Source organism: Mucilaginibacter sp. 21P, from assembly GCF_019331605.1.
Classification (GTDB): Bacteria; Bacteroidota; Bacteroidia; order Sphingobacteriales; family Sphingobacteriaceae; genus Mucilaginibacter; species Mucilaginibacter achroorhodeus.
Genome location: NZ_CP063061.1, coordinates 152100 through 173821, shown reverse-complemented (window position 1 = coordinate 173821; position 21722 = coordinate 152100). Strand labels below are relative to the sequence as shown.

Genomic DNA, 21722 nt, shown 5'->3' with positions numbered 1-21722 from the left:
GGTTTATACGCCATTTCGTTAAAATAAATCGGTTTAGCAATATTCTAAATGTTAAAATTCAATCTAATTGCCTTTTTATTTACGAATTTTATCATAATTTAAGGGTGTTTTAATGCCCCGATTAATATGAAACCAAATTTAATAAAATCTGGTAGCGAAACTGACGCATCTTTCAGCTTTAGGGTTGATCATTTACCCTGCATTAATAACCGTTGGCATTACCATCAGGAATTTGAACTCATCTATTTCAAAAAGGGAAGTGGTACCCAATATATAGGTGACAGTATTACTGAGTTTTCAGATGGCGACATCCTGCTAATCGGCCCCCATTTAGAACATTACTGGCGATTTAAAGAAAAGTACTTTTTAACCGACAACAGCAAACCGGTTGAAGTGTACGTGATACATTTTGAGCGTAACTTTTGCGGTAACACATTTTTTAATTTACCCGAGTGCCATGAGGTTTTCAAATTACTGGAAAGCTCTAAACAAGGAGTCAAAGTCGGCGCTTCGGCTGGGCAGGTGGCGGAGTGTCTTATACAAATGACCAATGCCAGGAGTTACGAGCGACTTGCATTGCTTATTAAAGCTTTAGGACTCATAGCATACGACCAAACCACAAAAAGTTTGGTAACAAGCGGATTTGGACAAGCTACGGTATACGACGACAAGAGAATAGATCTCATTGTAGATTATATTTCTAAGAATCTTCAAAAAAGTATATCGCTTAACGATCTATCAGAAGTAGCGGCAATGAACCCAACATCGCTATGCCGTTACTTTAAAGCGAGGATGAACGATAATCTATCTTCTTTTATATGGAAGATGCGGATAGGTTACGCCTGCAAACTGATCCACAAAGAAGATATGAGCATGAAACAGATTGCTCATGAGGCAGGCTTTAGAAATTTGACAAGTTTTCACAAAGCTTTCAAAAAAATTAAAGGTACTACGCCTTTATTATTTCAACAAAAAATTACAAGTTAAAACGTAATAGCCGATCTGTAGTATAACTCATTACATCCCTTTATTTGATAGCTAAAAGGCAGATTTTCAATTTAAAACCTTGGGGAATACTTTTTTTTAGAGTTTTTTAAAAAAAATCAAACAAAAGGCAACAATCGTTGTAAAGTTAGTAACAATTACATCTGACAGTTGATTATTTCGAACTTCAGAAAGTTTTGTTTAACTTTACAGACAAATTATGGCACCAATACGGTACTCTAAACTACTTAAGCCTTTCACCTTTGTTAGCGATCTTGTTATGCTAAATCTTGCTATAACAATATCAAGCTACTTTGTATTCCGGTATTATTCATCGGAAATACAGATGGACAATTTCTTTTTGCTGGCAAACCTCACATGGATCACAATATCTTCTCTAACGAAGAATTATTACATTGATCGCCCGCTTGTATTAAGGCAAAATCTGAGCTCTTTTTTCACTTCGGTGGCTTACCACTTGATGTTAGTGTTAAGTATCATTTATTTCTTTAAGTTTTTCGATATAAGCAGAACCCAGATCATATTTACTTACCTTGTTTTTGTCCCGTTAATGGTTGTTGAACGTTCGTTGATATTTGCGGTGTTAGACAGCATCAGGATGCGTGGATTTAATAACAAGCAAATCCTGATAATTGGTACACCTGATGCTACTGTAAAGCTGAAGAATACATTTTATAATCATCCCGAATACGGTTACGAAATAAACCAGGCATTATTTGAGGACATTTCAAATGACATTGATCTGCCAAGATTATTTGAACGAATTATAGATGGCAAAATTAGAGAGGTGTTTGTTTGTTATAAAGCTTTAGAGCCATCATTTGTTGAACAAATTGTTGATTTTGGGGACCATCACAACGTTGCCATCAAGTTTGTTTCAGACCTTGTGTTAGAAAACAATACAGCGAAGGTTGTTAATTATGGTAATCTGCCTGTTATTCAGTTATCACATAACCCGGAGATGTCTTTTAAAGTGAAAGCTTTTAAAAGATCTTTTGATGTGTTGTTTTCATTATTTGTAATGATACCCGGCTGTCCGGTATTTATAATGCTGGCAATTGTAACCAAATTTACATCAAAAGGTCCTGTGTTTTACTCACAGGAACGGATAGGTAAAAACGGTAAGCCTTTTAAAATTTATAAATTCAGGAGCATGCGTGTAAACGCGGAAGCTGCAGGCCCTCAGTTGTCAAAAGATAACGATCCACGAATTACGAAATGGGGACGAGTTATACGCAAATCTCGTTTAGATGAGCTACCACAGTTTTGGAATGTACTTAAAGGTGACATGTCTGTGGTTGGTCCACGTCCCGAACGTCAGTACTTTATCGATCAGCTAATTCAGCGATCTCCAAACTACAAGAAGTTGATGAAGCTAAAACCAGGACTTACCTCAATGGGGCAAGTTAATTATGGCTATGCAGAAAACCTTGATCAGATGTGCGATCGTGTAGACCATGACCTTGTTTACTTAAATAATATGAATTTCAACAATGAGATGTCTGTTATTTTGAAGACAATAAAAGTAATGGCCCAGCTAAAAGGAAAGTAATAGCTTAAGGCTTCAAAATAAAAGGGGATCGATTATAAATTGATCCCCTTTTATTATTAACTGACATCTCGGCATAACTTCCATATCAAACTTTTGCTCAAAACTTAGCGGTAATATTCTAATCGCATTAATCTATAACGGCTTAGTTCGGCGAAGTTAGTTGCTGATGAACTTACTTAGTTAGCTCCGTTTGATAAAGTATTTTACCTGTTGCATTGATCGCCATTACGCTGATCTTGCTGTTGTTGATGGCGAAATACATGAAGCCGTGGTCTGATGCCTGGAAACGGCTGTAAGCGATACCTTCTGAAACAGGGGTAAGCTCTGATCCGGCGCCTGAGATGAATTGGTGAGTAACACCCTCAGGCTTCAGGTGCTGCAAGGAATGATCATGGCCCGAGAGGTATACATCCACATTGTACTTTTTAAAAACCGGGCTTAGCTTTTCGCGAACGGTTAAGGTATCATAGTTCTTGATACGCGGACCAACGGTATAATACGGATGATGACCAATGATCATTTTCCACTTAACATCGTCGGCTTTTTTTAACTGTTCATCTATCCACACCATTTGCTTATCAACATATTCTTTTTTATCAGCATGCAGCATGGGGTCTGTATCTATAAAAAGCATTAAAAGCTTATCATTATTACCCAGTTTGTATTGTTTGGTATAATATAATGCCGGCATACACCAGCGACGGCTAACCTTACTATAGGTTATCTGCGCTTCGGGTTCGGCGTGGTAATCGTGATTGCCTAATACCGGGTACCAATCGCACTGGAGAGAATGTGCGGTGTAAATATTTTCAAAAGAGTAATTCCAAAGCGGATCATGCTCACTTACAACACCTTTTGGATAAAAGTTATCGCCAACAGATACCACAAAATCATGTGGGTTATTCTTAGCCCACAAGCCCATTTGTTTGGCTACCTCATTTTGGTCGTACTCGCCGTTACGTCCCCAATCGCCAAGGGCGATAAAATGCACATCATACTCATCTTTCAGCGAAGTTGCCGAAAGGTCTTCACTTTCAAAATGAGTAACTTCCCGGTTTTCGGCCAAGGCCACAAGCGGACTAACCAGCGATGCACTTAAAGTTGTTAAGGCAGTGTTTTTAATGAAGTTTCTGCGTTTCATAACGTATCTGTTGTTGCTAAGCTAATGTGATGATATTAATTCTTTTTGCTGAAAACAGGATCCATGCGAAAGTATCCGCCATCGGGGAAACTCACAACATAATCTGATTTAAAGTGAGTGCTTTTTTTATAGTAATCTGTTGAGATTATCTGCGCACCTGAACGCATTGCGGCTTCAAAACTGCTTTTATCATTAGTACGAGCTTCTTCGGTATCGCTATCTGCGCGGCTACGAACGATGTAGCCTTTTTTAACAAGAGACGTTATTTCACTTAGCTGCTTTTTGGCGTTGTTTAATACGCAGATGGCCGCTTCTGGCATGCCCGGCTCCGCGTTGATAAACAATACACGGCCTTTTAATGATGGATGGCCTTTTACATACTCCAAGTTTTTTGGCGCAGGTTCATCCAAAAGGAATATGAATTTGCCCTTGGCTTGTTTTAAACTTGGCCAGTTTTGTTTCAACACGGCTTGTTCCAGGGTTTGGTATTTGCCTCGGACGTCGTCAGGGGTTATCAGATGCTTTGCTCCTAAATTATCTAATATCTCCTTATCCAGCTTATCGTAAATAGCAGGCGTAAACTTATCTGGGATAGTAAAGCCCGGCCTTTTTATAGGTTCATCTTTAGCATTCATGGTTATGAAAACGGGTGAGTGGTTAGGATGCGCTTCTGACCATTTTTTTAATTCCTGCAGGCAAAGTGCAAACGTTGCACAATTAGTACGATAGTCTATATCCTGTATATGAAAAACCTTAAAGCCAGGCTTCTTCATCAGGCCTTCAGTATCATATGCAGGTTGCCCCGGAGCCAGATCCAGACCTTTAGGGTGGGTATACTTACCGCCGGCGGTATCTGCGTAAACATCAATCTCCAGGTTACGCAGACCCAGGCCAAGCTGTTCCGAAAGGCTAATATGCTCGTAATCAATTTTAGACATGGATACAGAGTCGGCCTTTTGCAATAGTTTAAATAGCTTGGGATCAATTGCTCTTTTATAGCTATTGTGCGACCCTATCATTTGCAAATGGTTAATAGGTGTATTATCGCCAGGAGCATCGTTAGTAATAACCGGTAAAAGCGTGATGAGAAATATGCTTAGTAGATTTTTCATAATATTATAAAATAGCACAGCCGGTTTAAACCGGCTGTGCTTATGGTATTTTAGTAACCCTGGTTTTGAACTAAGTTAGGGTTAGTTTTCAATTCTGTTGAAGGTATTGGATACAACCTTCGGGTAGGGTCTGTATTCATCTTCAGGTTATCGTTAGGCAGCGGATACTCTTTCTCAAAAATACCGTACCTGATCAGGTCGTTCCTGCGCCATGCTTCCCATGATAATTCACGTGCGCGTTCGTCAAGCAAGCTGTTCAGGTCTATGCTTTGCGCTGTTTGGGCACCGGCGCGGGCACGCAGTTTGTTTACCAAAGTAATCGGCGTTTGTGCATCACCATTGATAACGGTTGGGGTAGCACCACGCAAAATGGCTTCAGCTTTCATCAGGTAAACATCAGCTAACCTAAATACCGGAACGTCGTTACCATTTAAACGGGTTGATTGTATGATCTGCGGATCTGGGTAGTATTTGATAGAACGCACACCTTCAGATTGGCTTGCGATGGTATTACCTAAGTCCATAGGTTTGCCCGGAATCAATGTTAGCACCGGATTGATATTGATCTGGGTGGTGGTATTGGGATAATAAACCGGTTGACTGGTAAAACCGCCGTTACCATCAGGATAGTATTGCGGCCCTGCTAACCAAGTCTTGGTACGGAAGTCGTTTGGTATATTAAAGCGATTATAAAACTCCGGGGTAGTGCTCATAGCGATACTCAGGTTGACATTAAAGCCATATGCCTGCGCCAGGTAGAAGAAAAATCCGAAACGGGTGAATTGGTTACCCGGTATTTGCTGATCATAAGGGATTGCAAAAATTGTTTCGTTGATCTGCGGGCCGTTGTTTGGTAAAAATACATCGCGGAACCTTGTATCTAACGAGTAATTGGTATTACGCTGTACGCTGTCTGCCATGGTTACAACATCCTGGTTACGGTTGGTACCATTATAAACCGGTGCGTTCAAATACATTTTAGCAAGTAGCGCGAAAACCATCCCTTTGGTAGGACGGCCATATTGCATGGTATTGGTTGCAAGGCTGTTGCTTTTTGCAGGTAGTAACGGTAACACAGCTTTTAACTCGCTTTCTATAAAGTCAAAAACTTTAGCTCTCGGTTGGTTTGCAGGCGGAGTAGCAACCGGGAAAGAAGTGATGATAGGTACGTTACCGTAAGTATCCATCATAAAGTAGTAGTACAAAGCACGCATTGCCTTTATCTCGGCAGTATAAGCTGTTTTGGTAGAAGCAGGCGAATTAGCTGCATCAATTACGGTTAACAGACGGTTACAGGTGTTAATACCGCTGAAACCCCATTGCCATATAGCGGTAACGGTAGGGTGGTCTGCTGTCCAGGTGTGGTAGTGTAGCTGGCGGTATTGGCCACCATCATCAAAGTTACCATCACGTGCAGGAAGGATAGCCTCGTCGGTAGAAAGTTCCTGCAATCTCCAGTAGTTTACTGCAAAGTTTGATGACAGGTTTGAGTACATAGTACCTGTTAAGGCATTATAATCGGCGGTAGTAGAAGGGAAGTTAGATTTCACATACTGCGATTCTACAGGTACATCTAACTTGGTACAAGAGCTAACGGCAGCTATAACCGCGCATCCTGCTAATAATGAATATATCTTTTTCATGATAATTTATCGTTGGGATTAGTTAAAATGACGCGTTTAAGCCAAATAAGAACGTACGCGTTTTTGGATAATAGTTGTTGTTATCAATACCCGGTGTTAAACCACCAATATTGATCTCCGGATCAATACCTCTGAATTTGGTGATCACAAACAGGTTGTTACCTGACAGGTATAAACGAACAGATTTAATAGCCGGGATTTTTGGCTTAATAGTGTAACCTAAAGTGGCGTTGTCTAAGCGCAAGTATGAGCCGCTTTCAAGGAAACGATCTGATATCAGATACGCATTGATATCCTTAAAAGATTCGCCCATGGTAAACCTTGGTATGTTCTGCAGTTTGGCGTCTGCCGGATTATTAAGGTTTGCTAAGGTTGCATTTAAGATCTTGTTACCGGTAACACCTCTTATCAGGAAGTTAAGGTCAAAGGCCTTGTAGGTGAAGGTGTTGGTCCAGCCGTAAATTAATGTTGGCTGTGCGTTACCTGCAATGCGTTGATCAGTTGTTAGGGGTTGGGTAGCAATGGTGTTGCCGGCAGCGTTTTGGTAAGTACTTACGCCATTTTCGTTTTTACCCATGTAGTGCCACAGGTAGAACGTACCGATAGGCTGACCAGGCTGCACAATTTGGCTGAAGTTGCCCGACTGACCTTTACCACCCAATTGAGCAGTATAAAAAGATGGCAGATTGAACTGGCCTTTTGATAAACTTTCAACAACGTTTTTATTGTGAGATGCGTTTATCGATGTTCTCCAGCTGAAAGAGTTTGTTTTAACTGCGGTTGCGCTTATAACTACCTCGATACCCTTATTGCTTATTTTGCCTGCGTTTGCAGTAATAGTATTGGTGAAGTATTGTGTTAACGATACAGGGTATTGGTCGTAGATAAGGTCAGATGTTTTCTTGATGTAGTAATCTACCGAACCGGTAATGCGGTTTTTAAATAAGCCGAAATCTAAACCGATGTTGGTGGTAGCGGTACTTTCCCATTTAAGGTCGGGGTTCTCGTTACGTACCGGGCCAATGGCATTGGTTATGTTTCCGTTTGAAAGGAATTTGCTGCTGGCACCGTTAACGGTTTGTGTACCATAGATAAGTATTGACGAGAATGCATCAAAACCAACACTGTTACCGGATTTACCGTAACCTGCACGAAGTTTCAGATCACTGAACACAGGAAGTTTCTGCATAAAGTCTTCATTGATGATCCTCCAACCAACAGATGCCGCAGGGAACAGACCGTAGCGGTGGTTAGCTCCAAATGCTGAGGAACCGTCGTCACGTAGAGATGCCTGTACAAGGTATTTGTCGGCAAACTGGTATTGAGCGCGGCCGTAGTATGATATCAAGCGAAGCGTAGATATGGGCGCATTATCAAATGCAATTTGAGATACCGATGCCGGGTTTGACAAGAACAGGTTGTTGTAAGTAAGGTTGTCGTTACTAAAGTTTTGGGTTTGCACGCCAAAACCATTATTGGTTTTGTTTTGCTGATAAGAGTAACCTGCTAATAACTTTAATGAGTGGCGGCCAAATTCTCTGTCGTAGTTAAAATACGATTCGATAATATTATTTGTGTTTAAAATAGCCGAACGACGGGCAACACCGTTAAGGTTTACCGCTAAACCTGATTTACTATTCAGGTAACTATTATAGTTATACTGATCGCGCTGCTGTGAACCGCTAAGGGTAAATTTTAAACCCCTGATAATGTCAACCGAAACGATACCGTTTATTAATGTTTTGTTATCATTTATCTTTATGGTATTGTTATCTAATAAAGATAGCGGGTTTAAGGTTCCGCTACCGGTACGGGTGTAGTTTTCCTTGTAGCTGCCATCAGGATTAAAAGGGCCTACAGTAGGTAGGTAGAACAGCATAGCAGGCAATACGTTGCCCTGATAAATATCATCGCTATTGGTGTTACTGTTTGTAAGGTTTAAGTTTAAACGCAGGCGGTTATCAAAAAAACGCTGATTTACGTAACCTCTGTAAATCGTTCTTTCAAGAGCTGTGCGTTTAAGTACGCCCTCGTTTTTAAAATAGTTAACGCTTGCGCCGTAGTCGGCACTGTTGCTTGCACCGTTGTAGCTTAAATTATGGTTTTGCGAGTAGCCTTTGCGCTCAACAAGGTTTTGCCAGTTGGTGTTTGAGCCATCATCATCAAGTGGCTTTGCTAAAGGCGCAACGCCGTTATCTGCAAGATATTTACGCAACTCATCTCCGGTAAGCATATTTATCTTCTTAGAAACTTCCTGCACAGTAGCATATCCACTGTAGTTTAAATGGCTTTGGCCCGATTTAGATTTTTTTGTGGTGATGATGATAACACCATTGGCCGCACGTGAACCATAAATAGCTGTCGAGGATGCGTCCTTTAACACATCGATTGTTTCGATATCTGAAGGAGCAAGTACATCAATAGAAGCGCCAGGCACACCGTCAATAACGTAAAATGGCTCCTGTGCACCACCTGTTGAGCGGATAGTTGAAGGGCCCCTTAATACCACTGATGGAGCAGTATTAGGGTCGCCGCTTTTAGTGATGTTTAAACCTGCTACCTTACCCTGTAGAAGTTCGGCAGGCGTGGTGGTTGCACCTACGTTAAACTCTTCTGATTTTAAAGTAGTAATAGCACCGGTAACATCCTTTTTACTGGCCGTACCGTAACCAATTACTACAACATCTTTAAGTTGTTTAGCATCCGGAACAAGGTTAGCATTGATAGTTGTGCTTGGGCCTACGATCACATCTTTAGGCAAATAACCTATAAAGCTGAACCTGATGGTTGCGTTAGCGCCCGATACATTAAGTGCGTAATTACCTTTTGCATCGGTAATAACACCTGTGTTGGTGCCAACAACAACGACAGATACGCCGGGAAGCGGCTCGCGGGTTTCGTCTGTTACGGTACCTCTTATCGTTCTGCCGGTTTGCGACATTGCCGGCAATACGCTGATAATGAACGCACATAGCAAAAGCAAAAAATGCTTCTGGTATATTTTGCCATCATCAAAAAAATGCTGGTAAATTTGTTTCATAATAATTTGTTTGAAGTTTGGGAGTTGTGTTTTTAATTGGTGCAAAGTAACGGCGGTTCTGTTGCCGTAATGTGAATTGAATATTAGCTTATGTATGCGGTTGAAGCATATGCAGCCATTTTTGCCCGATTTTGTAAACAGAATAATAATGGTTAGGTAACAATTAATTACAATGCGGTAGTCGATTGAACAATCCTTAACTTGGATTTACCGTTTAGGATGATGAGGTTTCGACCGGTGAACAACGTGAAATATAATTCTGAAAATGATTTTAATGAGGTTTTTTATGTCAGCTTGGTGTTGCTGCTGTTTTTTGGTGGACGAGCTTCGGTAGCGCAAGATGTGCCTGTATTTGTATCAGGGAATGATGGCTTTAAAAGCTTTAGGATACCTGCAATTATAAAACTTCCTAATAATGATCTTATTGGTTTTTGTGAAGGCAGGGTTAACAACGCAGGCGATTTCGGCAATGTAAAGATAGTTAGTAAGATAAGTAAGGATAATGGGTTGCATTGGGGAGCGCTTAATGTTGTAGTATCTAATGATGCACTGCAAGCTAATAATCCCGGCCCGGTTGTAGATAAAAACGATCCTCGCTATCCCAGCGGACGGGTATTTTTGTTCTATAATACCGGCGACAAACCGGAGAATGAAATAAGGAAAGGGCAGGGTTTGCGCGAGGTATGGTATATTACCTCGGTTGATAACGGTTTGACATGGTCAGCTCCGGTAAACATAGCAAGTCAAGTGCATAAGCCTAATCAACCGCAGATAAACAGCGCCTACAATTATCCTGAGGACTGGCGGAGCTATGCAAATGGCCCTGGCCACGCAATCCAGCTAACCCAAGGCCGTTTTAAGGGACGCATATATGTCGCGGCAAATCATTCGAGCGGTAAGCCGCAAAAAAATTATGCAGATGGCCGCATCCATGGCTTTTACACAGATGATCACGGTGGAAGTTTTAAGCTAAGCAATGATGTAAATATTTCGGGTGGAAACGAATCTATGGCTGTTGAACTAACCGTTAGCAGATTAATGATCAATGCCCGGAACCAGTTAGGTGATATTAAACAACGAATAGTAGCATTGAGTAACGACGGCGGTAAGACCTGGAACAAAACTTATTTTGATAAACAACTGCCAGATCCCGTTTGCCAGGGGAGCATCATCAATATAGGTCTCACAGGAGGCAAAGCTATGTTAGCCTTCTGCAATGCAAGAGATACTGTTAATAGGGATAACCTTACTTTGCGTATCAGTAAAGATAGCGGTGAGACGTGGCCAATTGCTTGCACTATCGCAAAGGCACCCCAAAGCTACAAAGGTGACTACGCTGCTTACAGCGACCTTGTCAAGTTATCGGATAAACACCTGGGTGTTATTTACGAAAAGGATAATTACAGTGAAATTGTTTTTAAATCGATCAACTGGTCGCTTTCGAAATAAGAAAGTGATATGGCGGCAATGTTTAGTTGTCGCCATATTAATTTCAATTAAAAAATATTACAAAGTTAGTTCAGCTAATCGCTGACACCTAATTTACCTAACCAAATTCCCAAGAAGAACACGATACCACCGCCGACAATTACTTGTAAAATGGTTGACCACAGCGGCGATTTCATGAACTTGTACCTGATCATTGCAATTGCAACCAATTCAAAAGCTACAACTCCGTAAGCAAAGTGTAATGCAGTATTAATATTTTGAATCAGAAACGGCAAAGTATGTAACATCCCTCCAATAGCCGTAGCAACACCGGTAATTACACCTCTTGAAATGGGGCTGCCCCGGCCGGTAACTTTCCCATCGTCAGATAACGCTTCAGCTAACCCCATGCTAATGCCAGCGCCAAGAGATGCAGCAAGCCCAACAAAAAATGCTTTGTGGGCTTGATGTGTCAATCCTGCAGCGGCAAATAGCGGCGCCAGCGTTGACACAGACCCGTCCATCAGGCCTAATAGTGCTGGCTGAACTTTTTGTAATACGTATTGCGCATCACTTTCCCTTTTTCCATTTTTTTTATTTGACATATATCCAAGACTAAGAAAATATACTATTGTTTTAAATACAACATATTGATAATTAGACAAATTATAAACGATACAGCATCGCGAATTCGCTTTTTAATCGTGCCTTCTTCTAACTAAGTGCGTCTCCAAACAAAAAGGCTTTCACGCCCCGATCTTGAAGCTTCTGATCTATAGTTCGAGTGCCATTTGGGATAAGCGTTTTAAAACCGTCTGCCCAATATTAATTTAATAATTGACCTGTCTGCCTGTTGCGAACCGATGCCATAGCCAAAATTCACCTCCCAATTGGCACTAAAATCGAGGTCGCTTGCAATGAATATTTGATGGTCCTGCTGGCCAAGCCGATTAAAGTGGAATAATGGGCCCGTGCTGCCATAATATTCCAGGCCGAGGGCTATTACCTTAGTTACGTCATAGCTGCCTTTTAAGTTGGGCGAGAAAATGAGGCCCGCACTGCGGTCTGGTCCTCTAAAGCTTTTTTCCATTGTAGGGTTAAAGGATAGATAGACCTTGTCTAATTTTTTGTCGACTATAGGTCTTATCTCCAATGTTTCGGTATTAGGGTCAAAAGCCGAGCGTTGAAAGCCAAACTCAAGCGACAAGCTAACACCAACAGGCCACTTCCAATCAGTTGGCGCAGCAACTCGTGGGCGTATATGAGAACCAACATAGGCCGATCGCCCATCATTGCCAACGGAATTGAAAAAGTAAAAGCCGGTTTCAAACCACGGCGTCCAGCCATGGGTAATTTCTATTGTTTCGTGTTCTACGTGGTTGGTAGGCAGCATCCCATACTCGTTAATGGTTTTACTGCCTTTTAAAGTGTTATTTGAGTGCAGCTCAACCATGGTTCGGCCTTTTTCCACAGTTTCAGACCCATAAACCTGTATTTCGTAATTATCCTGTGCCAATAAAGGGAAGCAATGGCAAGCCAGGATAAGCAGGAAAAATATCTTCTTCATTTTTAAGACCGCTTTACTGAGGCGAACCTATCAGGTAAATCTGATTTTATCTTGAAGAAGGCAGCATGCCTTTAAAACTTTACAGTGAAGGTGTGCCATCCCCGGGAGAAGGAATAGCTTATAGGCAGGCCAAATTGTTGTGCTATATTTTTTACAAGCGCAAGGCCTAAACCTGTACCGTTTGATGCTGTTCCTTTATGGAAACGCTCAAATACCTTATCCGGTGGAATAGGATTATCCGGGCCCATGTTACTGACGATCAATTCGTTGCTGGTCAGATATACTTTGACCTCGCCACCTGTGGAATTATGTCTAATGGCGTTACTTAGTAAATTGTTAAGTAGTATATCTAACAAATACCTGCTTGCTTCAAGCGTTTTGTTTTCAAGTTGTTGATGGATCACTACGCCTTTTCCTGCGGCTAATTCATTGAACTGTTGGATCTTTTCGGCAATGCAGGCCTTAAGATCAATCGGCTCCTTATTCGCGATCAACTCATTATCCAGCTTTACCAACAATAATAAGGTTTGGTTAAGCTTTACGGATTTATTGATAGACGTGTAAACATCCTGTATCCGCTGCAACTGATCTGCCGTTAGCTGTTCATCTTGTATCAGCGTATCAAGCTTAGTGGTCACCACGGCAAGGGGCGTCATCAACTCATGCGATGCATTCTCAGAAAATTGTTTCAGGTTCTGATAGTCGGTGCTTATTCTGGCCGCCATTCCGTTTATCGCTTCGTTCAGTTCAGAAAATTCATCTACATCATTACTTTTCAATTTCAGGTTCTTTTTCTCGATGTCGAAGCCCTTTATTTGACCAAGCGTATCAAAAAAGGGTTGCCATAATCCCTTTAGTAAATACTTATTAGTGATGAATAAAACTGCCAACAGCCCGGCTATGAGCGCTAAGGTGATAATAGTGATGATCTCCACCAAAAACTCGGTACCCTCGCGCGACATGGTGATCGTTACCTTATAATTTTTACTGTTAACCTTAACCAGATCCTCAACTGCACGGCCGGGTTCTACTGTGCGGTCCCAGGAATTATGATAAGTAGTATCAAAAAAACGCCGCTTAATAGCTGATTGATCTGTTGGCGTAAATACAGCGTGGTCCTGGTCTGCATCATAGCGTTGTGGCGGCAGGGTACTGTTGCTGACATATTCCTTAGCTTCGTAAAGTTCCTGTGTCAGGCTTTTATCAAGCTGTTTTTCGGCTACGTAATTAATGGCGATAAAGTATACAACAGCCCCTGCTACCAATACCAGTAAACTGGTAATTATACTGGTTTTTGTATAATGTGCAGCTAATTTCATGAAACAGTGAATTTGTAGCCTATACCGTAAACAGACTTGATGTAATCATTGCAGCCGGTATCAACCATTTTCTTGCGAAGGTTTTTAATGTGCGTATAAATGAAATCGAAATTATCGTGCATATCCATTTCATCGCCCCAAAGGTGTTCTGCTATGGCCGTTTTAGCTATAACCTTGTTCTTGTTAGCAAGAAAGTAAAGCAGCATATCATATTCCTTTTTTGTAAGGATGACCGGCTCGTCGTTGATAATTACCTCTCTCGAATGCAGATCGATGTTGATCTCATTAAAAACCAGTGTACGATTATTGGTATTTAATGATTTGCGCCTGTAAACTGCCATTAACCTTGCCTTAAGTTCTGCCAGGTGAAATGGTTTGGTAAGGTAATCGTCGGCACCTATGTTAAGGCCTTTAAGCTTATCATCTAACGAGTTACGGGCTGATATTACTAAAACGGCCTCACTTCTGTTATTGGTACGCAAGTAATCGAGTATAGCAAAGCCTTCACCATCCGGCAGGCCGATATCCAGCAATACAAAATCATATGTGTAAATGGCGAGTTTTTGGGTAGCTGTGGTCAGGTCTTCACAGCTTTCGCAAAGGTTACTATCAGCGTTAAGATAAGCACTAATATCATCCCGTAGACCAGGCTCGTCTTCTATAACCAGTATTTTCAACGTATTAACAATGTGCGATTAAGATAAGTTATTATTTTGTAGTAATTCTGAAGTTGGTAGCACCTCTTCAGGATTACCACAGAATTCATCCATAATTTTATGTTATGAGCATCATCGAACCTGTTAGAGCGGAGCGGAATCATCCTGATAAAGTTAAAAAGCATTCGGCAGCCATTAGGTTTTGGCATTGGGCAAATACGTTGATCATCAGCGGATCGCTCATAACGGTATTAATTAATTCCACACTGACTGACCGGAAAGGCATCACCACTTTGGTTAAGAATTCCCTGCAAGGTAAAGTTGTTATAATTACCGATGACCAGGCCGGTGCTATAAGCCATAATTTAGAAGACAAAGTTTGGGACATACATATTTGGTTTGGCTATGCTTTGGCAGCATTGTTCCTTTTTAGGATAGTGCTCGAATATTTTCAACTGGCCGATCAAAAGTTTATACCCAAACTGCGTGAAGCATATAAAGCTTATACAAATACCAAGCTTAAACGAGAGCGGACCTTGCATGAGCTAACAGTGAAGATCATCTACGCAGGGTTCTACTTCGTTTTGTTCATTATGGTGATAACGGGCTTGTTCCTGGCGTTTGAAGATCTGTTGTCACCATTTAAAGCTACACGCCATAGCGTAAAAGAGGTACATGGTTGTTGCATGTACCTGGTGCTTGCCTTTATTGTGGTGCACCTGGTAGGCGTTTTCCTGGCGGAACGTAAGGATAGCAGCGGCATAGTGTCAGACATGATAAACGGGGGCAAAAGCTTGTCTTAATGCCCCGATATCAATTTCGACATAGCGAACGCGGCCCCCGCGGCCAAAGTGCCTATCACCACAACTTTTAAGGCCCCTGCCAATGGCGGTTGCCCTGTCATTTTGCTTTTAAACCAGCCAAAAACAAACAGGCAAACCAGCGTAACCATGCATGAGTATTGCAAGGCTATATGAGCCTGATGCACAAAAAAGTATGGGGACAACGGTATAATGCCGCCGATGATGTACGATGCGCCAATTGTTAACGCGCTTTTGGTAGCACGGTTAGCGTTTGGTTCTTCCAGCCCCAACTCATAGCGCATCATAAAGTCCACCCATTTCTTTTTATCCTTTGCCATTTCATCGGCAATTTGCTGTTGCAATTTTTCCGATAGGCCAAACTCTGCAAAAACATCTTTAACCTCCTTTTTTTCCTGGTCTGGCACACGGTCTACCTCTTCGTATTCGCGTTTAAGCTCAGAGCGGTAATGGTCTACATCAGTTTTACCAGCCAGATAACCGCCAAGGCCCATCGCTATTGAGCCTGCCACAATTTCGGCAATACCGGCAGTTACTACCAACGCCGAAGCACTTACAGCACCGCTTAGGCCCGCGGCCAAAGCAAAGGGTACGGTTAAACCATCAGACATACCGATAACAATATCCCTGATGGTTTCAGAACTGGTTACATGTTTTTCTTTGTGCATAATGCCTATTTAAACTTCATGGCTAAGGTTACTATGTTTGAAGTGAGGCCGGTTGACCGTGTGTAATGGCCTGCTCTTATCTCCAGGGCGCTAAAGTGTTGCCAGCCGAACACACCCTTAGGCGGGGCAAGGCGAATGTTAGCTCCTATAAAGCTACTGTTTAGTGTAGAAAGGTCATAATCACTGGTGTAAAATGCTGCATTAGGATCATGCTGCCCGTACGGCGCAAAATAACGCGTACCTACCTGATTGTTATAACGGTAGTACGGACTTACCGAAACAAAAGAAGTTAGTTTAATGGGTACCTCCAGTTCGGCGGTATGTGCCCTTATGCCCCAGCTATCCATGTAATACCGATAAAATGTACGGATGATAAAATGGTCGTCAAGAAAGTAATTAAAGCGGATACCTATCGGTAGCTTATAACGGTCATCGGGCAAGTTCTCCGCACGTTCGGAGCCATCGGTGAAGTAGTCGCGCTGATACTTGGTAGCCAATAGGCCATGCTGGTATGATGGTTCTACAATTAGCAAAGCCTGTAACCTGGTGTTGATAACTTGCGATATGGAGAGCGCCGTGCTAAAGGAGTTTCGCGGGCGATAATCTACCGAACCGCCACCATTGCGCTCGTCTCTTTCTGATCCGGAACCGTAACCGGGGGGCCGCAGTTCAACGGGCAGGATAACTTTCCATGTATCCAGGAAGGCCATACCCTTAAAATCAAATTGAGTATTCTTATTTTTAGAAAGCCAGGTATAATTGACGCCGCCACCAAATGACTGGTAATCATACTCGTGTGAATATGAAGCAGTAAGACCGAACGCCCGGCCCGTTTTTTCGTTAGATACCGTCCAATTAAGAGATGGGTAAATACGGGTATCCTGCATAGATGCAGAAGATATGGTGTTGGGATCAATCTTATCCGATGATGCAGAAGTGTAATGGTCTACTCCTAACTCAAATAAGAACGAATGCTTAGTATTGCCGTTGCCATATTTAAACATGTGCAGGTCAATGGTATTGGCAAAATCGGTAAGTTTTTCTGTACCGATACCACCGGTTACTGCAGAGTTATTACCATCCTGATGATAGTATGCCGAAATGATATTGATCTCATCCAGTTGAAGTTTACGCGTCTCATAGTTGGATGTGTCTTTAACAGTTTCCGGTTTGGTTTGCGCGTGCGAGGTTGCAATGCCCAGGTAAAGGGCGGCAATACATAGATATATTTTTTTCATGGCTGCCTGTTTATTTAGTTACAACCACAGCCGCCGCCGCTTTTACCACCGTTTGCACCCGAGCCAGCCTCGCGGTAAAGCTGGAAGCTTTGTTCAAACTTTTGAGATTTACGGGCAGATAACTCCATCTCCGAATCGTTAAGACGATTTTTCTGGTAACCTTTAACGGAAACGCAAGACGGCAGGCAGGCCACGAGGCCCAGGCCAACCAACATTAATTTAAGTAGGGGATATTTATTCATCTTTATTTAATATTGATGTTTTTAGAGGTGAAAACTTTGTTGTCATCTGTAACGATGATGCAGGCTACATGCTGTAGCTGATTGATAAGGTGGAGGCCTACCTGCGCGCCCATTACCGTTACCGGGGTAGCCATGGCATCGGCAAACTCTGCACTGGGGCAAATAATAGTTACGCTTTTTATCCCACTTACGGGTAAGCCGGTTTTAGGGTCAATGGTATGCGAATAGCGCTTGCCATCTATTACGGCGTATTTAGCATAATTGCCTGAGGTGGCAACTGCCATGTTGCTGATATCGACCGAGGAAAATGGCTTGTCGGCTTTATCTGGATCGGCAATGGCGATGGTCCACGGGCGCCCGTTGGGCTGATTGCCCCAGGTGATAAGATCACCGGCCGCATTTACGATCCCGTTGCTTACGCCCGCTTGTTGTAATATTAACTTAGCACGGTCGGCAGCGTAACCTTTTCCAATACCCCCAAACCCTATGCGCATCCCTTTTTCCTTCAGGAAAACGGTTGTGTTTTCAGCATCAAGTTCTATGTTTTGGTAGTTTGTCAACCTTACAGAATTGAGGGCCGTTTCCTTATCCGGTAGCACAGTCATGTTCACATCAAAGTTCCACAGACTTTTGTCAATAGAACCATAAGTGATATCAAAGGCTCCTTGTGTAAGCGCTGAGATACGAATAGAGCGGGAAATAAGATCAAATACTTCTTTATCAACCATTACCGGTGCAATGCCGGCCATCGCATTGATCTGGTTGGTTTCACTTTCTTCGTTGTAGGTAGTGAGTAACCGCTCAATTCTTGCTATTTCGGCAACCGCCATGTCAATACGGCTGTGTGCCCATTCTTCATTATCGCTTACAAGGCTTATTTCAAAGCGGTTACCCATCAGCTTTAAAATCCGCTTATGAACAACGGGTGGTTGCATAATATCACCTACCATTGTTGGCGTAAGCTTTAATTTCGTTTACAAATTGCTCAGGGCTTTCATCGGGGTAGCCATCCCAGCTTTTTAAAACCTTACCGTTTTCATCGACCAATAAGGTATAAGGGAATTTCCCATCGGCGTTGTAACGGTCGGCAAGCGCCTCGTTAAGCTTCACCTGTTCTTTACCCAGCTGATTTTTCTTTTGTCTTGGGAAATCGGCACGCACCAATATCAGGTTAGCTGCTGCGTAATTGGTGAAGTTTTCAGATTCTAATATCTCCTTGCGTAAACGTATACAAGGGCCGCACCAATCAGATCCCGAAAAATTGACTACAATTAATTTATGCGTTTTTGCTGCTTCTTCAGTAGCTGTTTTAAAATTACCTAACCAAGTTACGGGCTGTAATCCCAGCGCTATCAGCGTAATGAAAATGAACTTCATATATTGTATTTAAAAACCTTGGTTTATGCTTGTACGCATAATCAAGACTTGTCGATACAATGGTACAAGGTGATTCTGTAGTTGAGATGAAATTCTGGTATTTGAGAAATAAATGACAAAATCCAGCTTAAGCGTCAGACACTTACTGTATTAGCGATAATACATTCATAACACTGCCTGATGGAATAAACTCATTAAAAAATCAGTGTTATCAGTTACGCATTAAGCGCTGTGTCCGTACCAAATTATCTACTCCTTGTGATAGTTTTCCCATAAGCTTAGGATTAAGATCGGGATGAGTTTTTATAAAATCTCTTACCATAATTGCCGCTTCCTTACTTTGATAATTGCCAAAGGTGGCGTTGATAAAACCCTGCGGAAAAAAGATATCACCGGTTGCTTGTATTTCCGCTAACATGTTCAAGCTTTCAGGGATGTATTTGATGGAAGTTTTTTGCCTTAACGGATGATGTAAATAGCCTAACGCCGAGAGCACCCATGCTTCTTTGGCCCTGTTTTTTCTGTCCTTTAAAGAGTGAAAAAAGCTGTCTCGTTCCTTTACATTCAGTGACAGGGCCGGCATCAAGAACTCGATTCGTTTTTTACGGTCGGTGTTTGTTATTCTTTCTTCCTGTTGTTTTAATACATTGGTAACGGTATCGCTTTTTAAAGCAATAGTAAAAGCTAATCCTGTATAATCATCTTCGGTTAGCTTTACACCTTTAGGCGGGGTTTGCGTTTTCCAGATGTTATAGATTTCCTTTGCAGCGGCCTCGCTGGTGTAAATGTTTTGATAGGTGCCGAACAATATCTTTTTGTTGTTAGAAAGGGATTGACTTTGCACTGCTGACCACAAAGCTTTTTCTAAACCAACAACGATGTTGGTTCGCTCTGTTGTGTTTATAAATTCCCAGTAAATGTTGCTAATATAACCCGTTAGCATACGGAGGTTGGTTTCTTCCTTTTCGGTTTGTAAACCGTGCCCAAATAAAGCCATCAGTTGCGCAGGAGAGTAGCCCCGGCCGTTCAACATGTTCTCATACAAATTGATGTAGACAGAAGCTCGCTGTACCGGGCTTTGTAAAGCAAATTGAGCTGGATCCAATGCCTTTTCCACAGGAAATACGCCGTAACCCATGCCATTAGAATTATAGATAATATATATTGGTTTGGGTTTGCCATTTGCAAGAGACACCTGGATTTTTTGCGCATTTAAATTCACCGGAATGGTTTGCTGACCATTGGGATAAACTAAAGTGATATCAAAAGCCTGGGGCCAAATGCGGTTCGGGCCGCTCTCCGGGTGCTGGGCAAGTGTTAGCTTACTTATTTTTCCGTTTGAATAGCTAACATCGGCCTCGATGACCGGCCGGCCGGTATCATATACCCACACTTTGTTCCAGTTGCTCAGGTCAGCTTTGGTATGTTTGCCTAAAATCTCTATCAGGTTTGGCCAGGTTGCATTGCTGTAAGCATACGTCTTTAAATATTCCCTAACGCCCGCCTGGAAATTTGATTTACCCATCAGCAATTCCAACTGGCGCATCATGATAGGAGCCTTGTGATAGATGATATTGCCGTACATTGATCCGGCATCTTGCAGGTTATCTAATTGCTGGCGAATAGGGTTTGCGCCTGCCGTTCGGTCAACGGCGTAGGCTGCGGGATAGTGATCCTGTAAAAATTTAAGGTTAAAGGTGGCAGTACCCATCAGTTTTTCTGTTACCTTATCGGCCATAAAATTGGCAAATACCTCTTTCGTCCACACATCGTTAAACCAGCGCATGGTTACCAGGTCGCCAAACCACATGTGCGCAGTTTCATGCGATATCACGTTCGCTCGTGCAATATGGGCATCCTTAGTGGCGGCATCATCCAGGAAAAGACCAGATGCTTTATATTGTATCTCACCAGGATGCTCCATGCCTCCAAACTGGAAATCGGGAATGGCAACAAAGCCCACTTTTTGAAAAGGATATTTAATTGTGGTCCAATCCTCCAGAAACCTGATAGCCTGGCGGTGTTGCTCAAAAACAGAATCGACGCTTAGTTTAATTTTTTGCTCATCAGTTTCCCGATAAAGAAACTCGGCTTCGCGGCCATCCAGCATTTTTTTTACTGAAGTGTATTTGCCAGCAGTAAAAGAGAAAAGATAGGTTGGTAGTTTATCAGATTGTTTGAAACGATATTCAACATGGTCCTGATAAGCGCTGGAATCTTTTATATTGCTATTTGCTAATACTTTCCATCCGGGTGGAACATTAAGCCCTAACGTATACCTTGCTTTCAAATCGGGCTGATCAAAACATGGGAAAACGGTGCGGGCATGGTCGGGTACAAAAAGCGCGTATAAATAATCATCGTTGCGATTAAGCGAAGCATCGCCGGGTGTGAAGATAATTTCTATTTGATTTCGGCCTTTCTTTAAGCGTTTGGTGCTGATGATCAGGTGCTCATTCCGTAGATTAATGGGCTCCAGGGTATCGGGCTTGTGAAGATCATGCGTAAAATTTACACTTATCTCCTTAACATGGTCGGCACTCTGCTTAAAATCAAGCTGCAATCGCTCATCTGCAGTTTTCAGATCAAAATTTATAAGTACCAGCGCCTTAATTGGATCTGTCTTTTTTTCGGGGATGCGAAAAGTTATTTGGTAAGTTATGCTGTCAATTACCGCCTTTCGGTATTGTGCTAATCTCAAAGGGACCCCTGCCTCAACAGGTAGTTGTTGAGCATAAATAATGCAAGGTAAAGCGATCAGGATAAGAAAAGTAAGCAATCTTCTCATGTGCAATCATGAATATCCGGACGTGAAGATGCCTTTTTTATTTTAATTATAAATAGTTGTGATTATCCTAATTCTATTGAATAAGCAAGCCCTGCTATGATATCATAGCAGGGCTGCACTTTTAT

The 21722-nt window shown here is 42.1% G+C and carries 18 protein-coding genes; 4 read left to right on the top strand and 14 right to left on the bottom strand.

Annotation, left to right across the window (positions count from 1 at the left end; translation table 11 throughout):
* Positions 1-126 precede the first annotated feature (126 nt).
* Positions 127-987 (top strand): AraC family transcriptional regulator, encoded by an 861-nt coding sequence (locus INP83_RS00630; protein WP_219125909.1) that lies wholly within the window; start codon positions 127-129, stop codon positions 985-987.
* Between the two features lie 217 nt (positions 988-1204).
* Complete coding sequence (locus tag INP83_RS00625; protein WP_146272349.1) at positions 1205-2557, top strand: exopolysaccharide biosynthesis polyprenyl glycosylphosphotransferase; 1353 nt, start codon at positions 1205-1207, stop codon at positions 2555-2557.
* Between the two features lie 172 nt (positions 2558-2729).
* Here the strand turns inward: INP83_RS00625 and INP83_RS00620 are convergent, their stop codons facing one another.
* The 4 genes from INP83_RS00620 to INP83_RS00605 are packed head-to-tail and all read right to left on the bottom strand — an operon-like array spanning position 2730 to position 9493.
* The gene (locus INP83_RS00620) at positions 2730-3698 is read right to left on the bottom strand and encodes a metallophosphoesterase (RefSeq protein WP_219125908.1); all 969 of its coding nucleotides are present in this window, start codon (positions 3696-3698) and stop codon (positions 2730-2732) included.
* Positions 3699-3733: 35 nt separating this feature from the next.
* Positions 3734-4810 (bottom strand): phosphatidylinositol-specific phospholipase C1-like protein, encoded by a 1077-nt coding sequence (locus tag INP83_RS00615; RefSeq protein ID WP_219125907.1) that lies wholly within the window; start codon positions 4808-4810, stop codon positions 3734-3736.
* Positions 4811-4860: 50 nt separating this feature from the next.
* Positions 4861-6453, bottom strand: a complete 1593-nt coding sequence (locus tag INP83_RS00610; protein WP_219125906.1) for a RagB/SusD family nutrient uptake outer membrane protein — start codon at positions 6451-6453, stop codon at positions 4861-4863.
* A 22-nt stretch (positions 6454-6475) separates the two neighbouring features.
* Complete coding sequence (locus tag INP83_RS00605) at positions 6476-9493, bottom strand: SusC/RagA family TonB-linked outer membrane protein (protein ID WP_219125905.1); 3018 nt, start codon at positions 9491-9493, stop codon at positions 6476-6478.
* Between the two features lie 219 nt (positions 9494-9712).
* On the opposite strand from INP83_RS00605, the gene INP83_RS00600 reads away from it, so the two are divergent.
* A complete protein-coding gene (locus INP83_RS00600; RefSeq protein ID WP_219125904.1) occupies positions 9713-10942 on the top strand; it encodes an exo-alpha-sialidase in 1230 nt (409 codons plus the stop codon).
* A gap of 74 nt (positions 10943-11016) precedes the next feature.
* Here the strand turns inward: INP83_RS00600 and INP83_RS00595 are convergent, their stop codons facing one another.
* From INP83_RS00595 to INP83_RS00580, 4 genes are all read right to left on the bottom strand, one after another.
* Positions 11017-11526, bottom strand: a complete 510-nt coding sequence (locus INP83_RS00595; RefSeq protein WP_146272354.1) for a VIT family protein — start codon at positions 11524-11526, stop codon at positions 11017-11019.
* 200 nt (positions 11527-11726) lie between these two features.
* Positions 11727-12488: a hypothetical protein gene (locus INP83_RS00590; protein WP_219125903.1), complete on the bottom strand. Its 762-nt coding sequence runs from the start codon at positions 12486-12488 to the stop codon at positions 11727-11729.
* Positions 12489-12559: 71 nt separating this feature from the next.
* Positions 12560-13807 carry a HAMP domain-containing sensor histidine kinase gene (locus INP83_RS00585; RefSeq protein WP_219125902.1) on the bottom strand — a complete coding sequence of 416 codons (1248 nt, stop codon included), beginning with the start codon at positions 13805-13807 and terminating at the stop codon, positions 12560-12562.
* Positions 13804-14484 carry a response regulator transcription factor gene (locus INP83_RS00580; protein ID WP_219125901.1) on the bottom strand — a complete coding sequence of 227 codons (681 nt, stop codon included), beginning with the start codon at positions 14482-14484 and terminating at the stop codon, positions 13804-13806. Before INP83_RS00580 ends, INP83_RS00585 begins: the two co-directional genes overlap by 4 nt.
* Positions 14485-14588: 104 nt before the next feature.
* On the opposite strand from INP83_RS00580, the gene INP83_RS00575 reads away from it, so the two are divergent.
* Positions 14589-15266 (top strand): cytochrome b/b6 domain-containing protein, encoded by a 678-nt coding sequence (locus INP83_RS00575; RefSeq protein WP_219125900.1) that lies wholly within the window; start codon positions 14589-14591, stop codon positions 15264-15266.
* On the opposite strand, the gene INP83_RS00570 is transcribed toward INP83_RS00575, so the two are convergent.
* The 6 genes from INP83_RS00570 to INP83_RS00545 form a co-directional block, all read right to left on the bottom strand.
* Complete coding sequence (locus INP83_RS00570) at positions 15263-15952, bottom strand: VIT1/CCC1 transporter family protein (RefSeq protein WP_219125899.1); 690 nt, start codon at positions 15950-15952, stop codon at positions 15263-15265. The genes INP83_RS00575 and INP83_RS00570 overlap by 4 nt on opposite strands.
* A 5-nt stretch (positions 15953-15957) precedes the next feature.
* Positions 15958-17190, bottom strand: coding sequence for a DUF3570 domain-containing protein (locus INP83_RS00565; RefSeq protein WP_219125898.1), 1233 nt, complete (start codon positions 17188-17190; stop codon positions 15958-15960).
* 14 nt (positions 17191-17204) lie between these two features.
* A complete protein-coding gene (locus tag INP83_RS00560; RefSeq protein ID WP_146272361.1) occupies positions 17205-17432 on the bottom strand; it encodes a DUF4266 domain-containing protein in 228 nt (75 codons plus the stop codon).
* Positions 17433-17434: 2 nt separating this feature from the next.
* Positions 17435-18382: an FAD:protein FMN transferase gene (locus INP83_RS00555; protein ID WP_255563217.1), complete on the bottom strand. Its 948-nt coding sequence runs from the start codon at positions 18380-18382 to the stop codon at positions 17435-17437.
* A complete protein-coding gene (locus INP83_RS00550; RefSeq protein ID WP_219125897.1) occupies positions 18372-18809 on the bottom strand; it encodes a thioredoxin family protein in 438 nt (145 codons plus the stop codon). Before INP83_RS00550 ends, INP83_RS00555 begins: the two co-directional genes overlap by 11 nt.
* A 211-nt stretch (positions 18810-19020) precedes the next feature.
* On the bottom strand, positions 19021-21597 hold the full coding sequence (locus INP83_RS00545; RefSeq protein WP_219125896.1) for a M1 family aminopeptidase: 2577 nt from the start codon (positions 21595-21597) through the stop codon (positions 19021-19023).
* Positions 21598-21722: the final 125 nt, after the last annotated feature.

Excerpts from the sequence above, each read along its gene's own strand:
- INP83_RS00555 (WP_255563217.1), bottom strand. The coding sequence starts at position 18,382 with ATGGTAGGTGATATTATGCAACCACCCGTTGTTCATAAGCGGATTTTA.
- INP83_RS00560 (WP_146272361.1), bottom strand. The coding sequence starts at position 17,432 with ATGAATAAATATCCCCTACTTAAATTAATGTTGGTTGGCCTGGGCCTC.
- INP83_RS00620 (WP_219125908.1), bottom strand. The coding sequence starts at position 3,698 with ATGAAACGCAGAAACTTCATTAAAAACACTGCCTTAACAACTTTAAGT.
- INP83_RS00570 (WP_219125899.1), bottom strand. The coding sequence starts at position 15,952 with ATGCACAAAGAAAAACATGTAACCAGTTCTGAAACCATCAGGGATATT.
- INP83_RS00630 (WP_219125909.1), top strand. The coding sequence starts at position 127 with ATGAAACCAAATTTAATAAAATCTGGTAGCGAAACTGACGCATCTTTC.
- INP83_RS00595 (WP_146272354.1), bottom strand. The coding sequence starts at position 11,526 with ATGTCAAATAAAAAAAATGGAAAAAGGGAAAGTGATGCGCAATACGTA.
- INP83_RS00575 (WP_219125900.1), top strand. The coding sequence starts at position 14,589 with ATGAGCATCATCGAACCTGTTAGAGCGGAGCGGAATCATCCTGATAAA.
- INP83_RS00585 (WP_219125902.1), bottom strand. The coding sequence starts at position 13,807 with ATGAAATTAGCTGCACATTATACAAAAACCAGTATAATTACCAGTTTA.
- INP83_RS00610 (WP_219125906.1), bottom strand. The coding sequence starts at position 6,453 with ATGAAAAAGATATATTCATTATTAGCAGGATGCGCGGTTATAGCTGCC.
- INP83_RS00600 (WP_219125904.1), top strand. The coding sequence starts at position 9,713 with ATGATGAGGTTTCGACCGGTGAACAACGTGAAATATAATTCTGAAAAT.
- INP83_RS00625 (WP_146272349.1), top strand. The coding sequence starts at position 1,205 with ATGGCACCAATACGGTACTCTAAACTACTTAAGCCTTTCACCTTTGTT.
- INP83_RS00605 (WP_219125905.1), bottom strand. The coding sequence starts at position 9,493 with ATGAAACAAATTTACCAGCATTTTTTTGATGATGGCAAAATATACCAG.
- INP83_RS00590 (WP_219125903.1), bottom strand. The coding sequence starts at position 12,488 with ATGAAGAAGATATTTTTCCTGCTTATCCTGGCTTGCCATTGCTTCCCT.
- INP83_RS00615 (WP_219125907.1), bottom strand. The coding sequence starts at position 4,810 with ATGAAAAATCTACTAAGCATATTTCTCATCACGCTTTTACCGGTTATT.
- INP83_RS00545 (WP_219125896.1), bottom strand. The coding sequence starts at position 21,597 with ATGAGAAGATTGCTTACTTTTCTTATCCTGATCGCTTTACCTTGCATT.
- INP83_RS00550 (WP_219125897.1), bottom strand. The coding sequence starts at position 18,809 with ATGAAGTTCATTTTCATTACGCTGATAGCGCTGGGATTACAGCCCGTA.
- INP83_RS00565 (WP_219125898.1), bottom strand. The coding sequence starts at position 17,190 with ATGAAAAAAATATATCTATGTATTGCCGCCCTTTACCTGGGCATTGCA.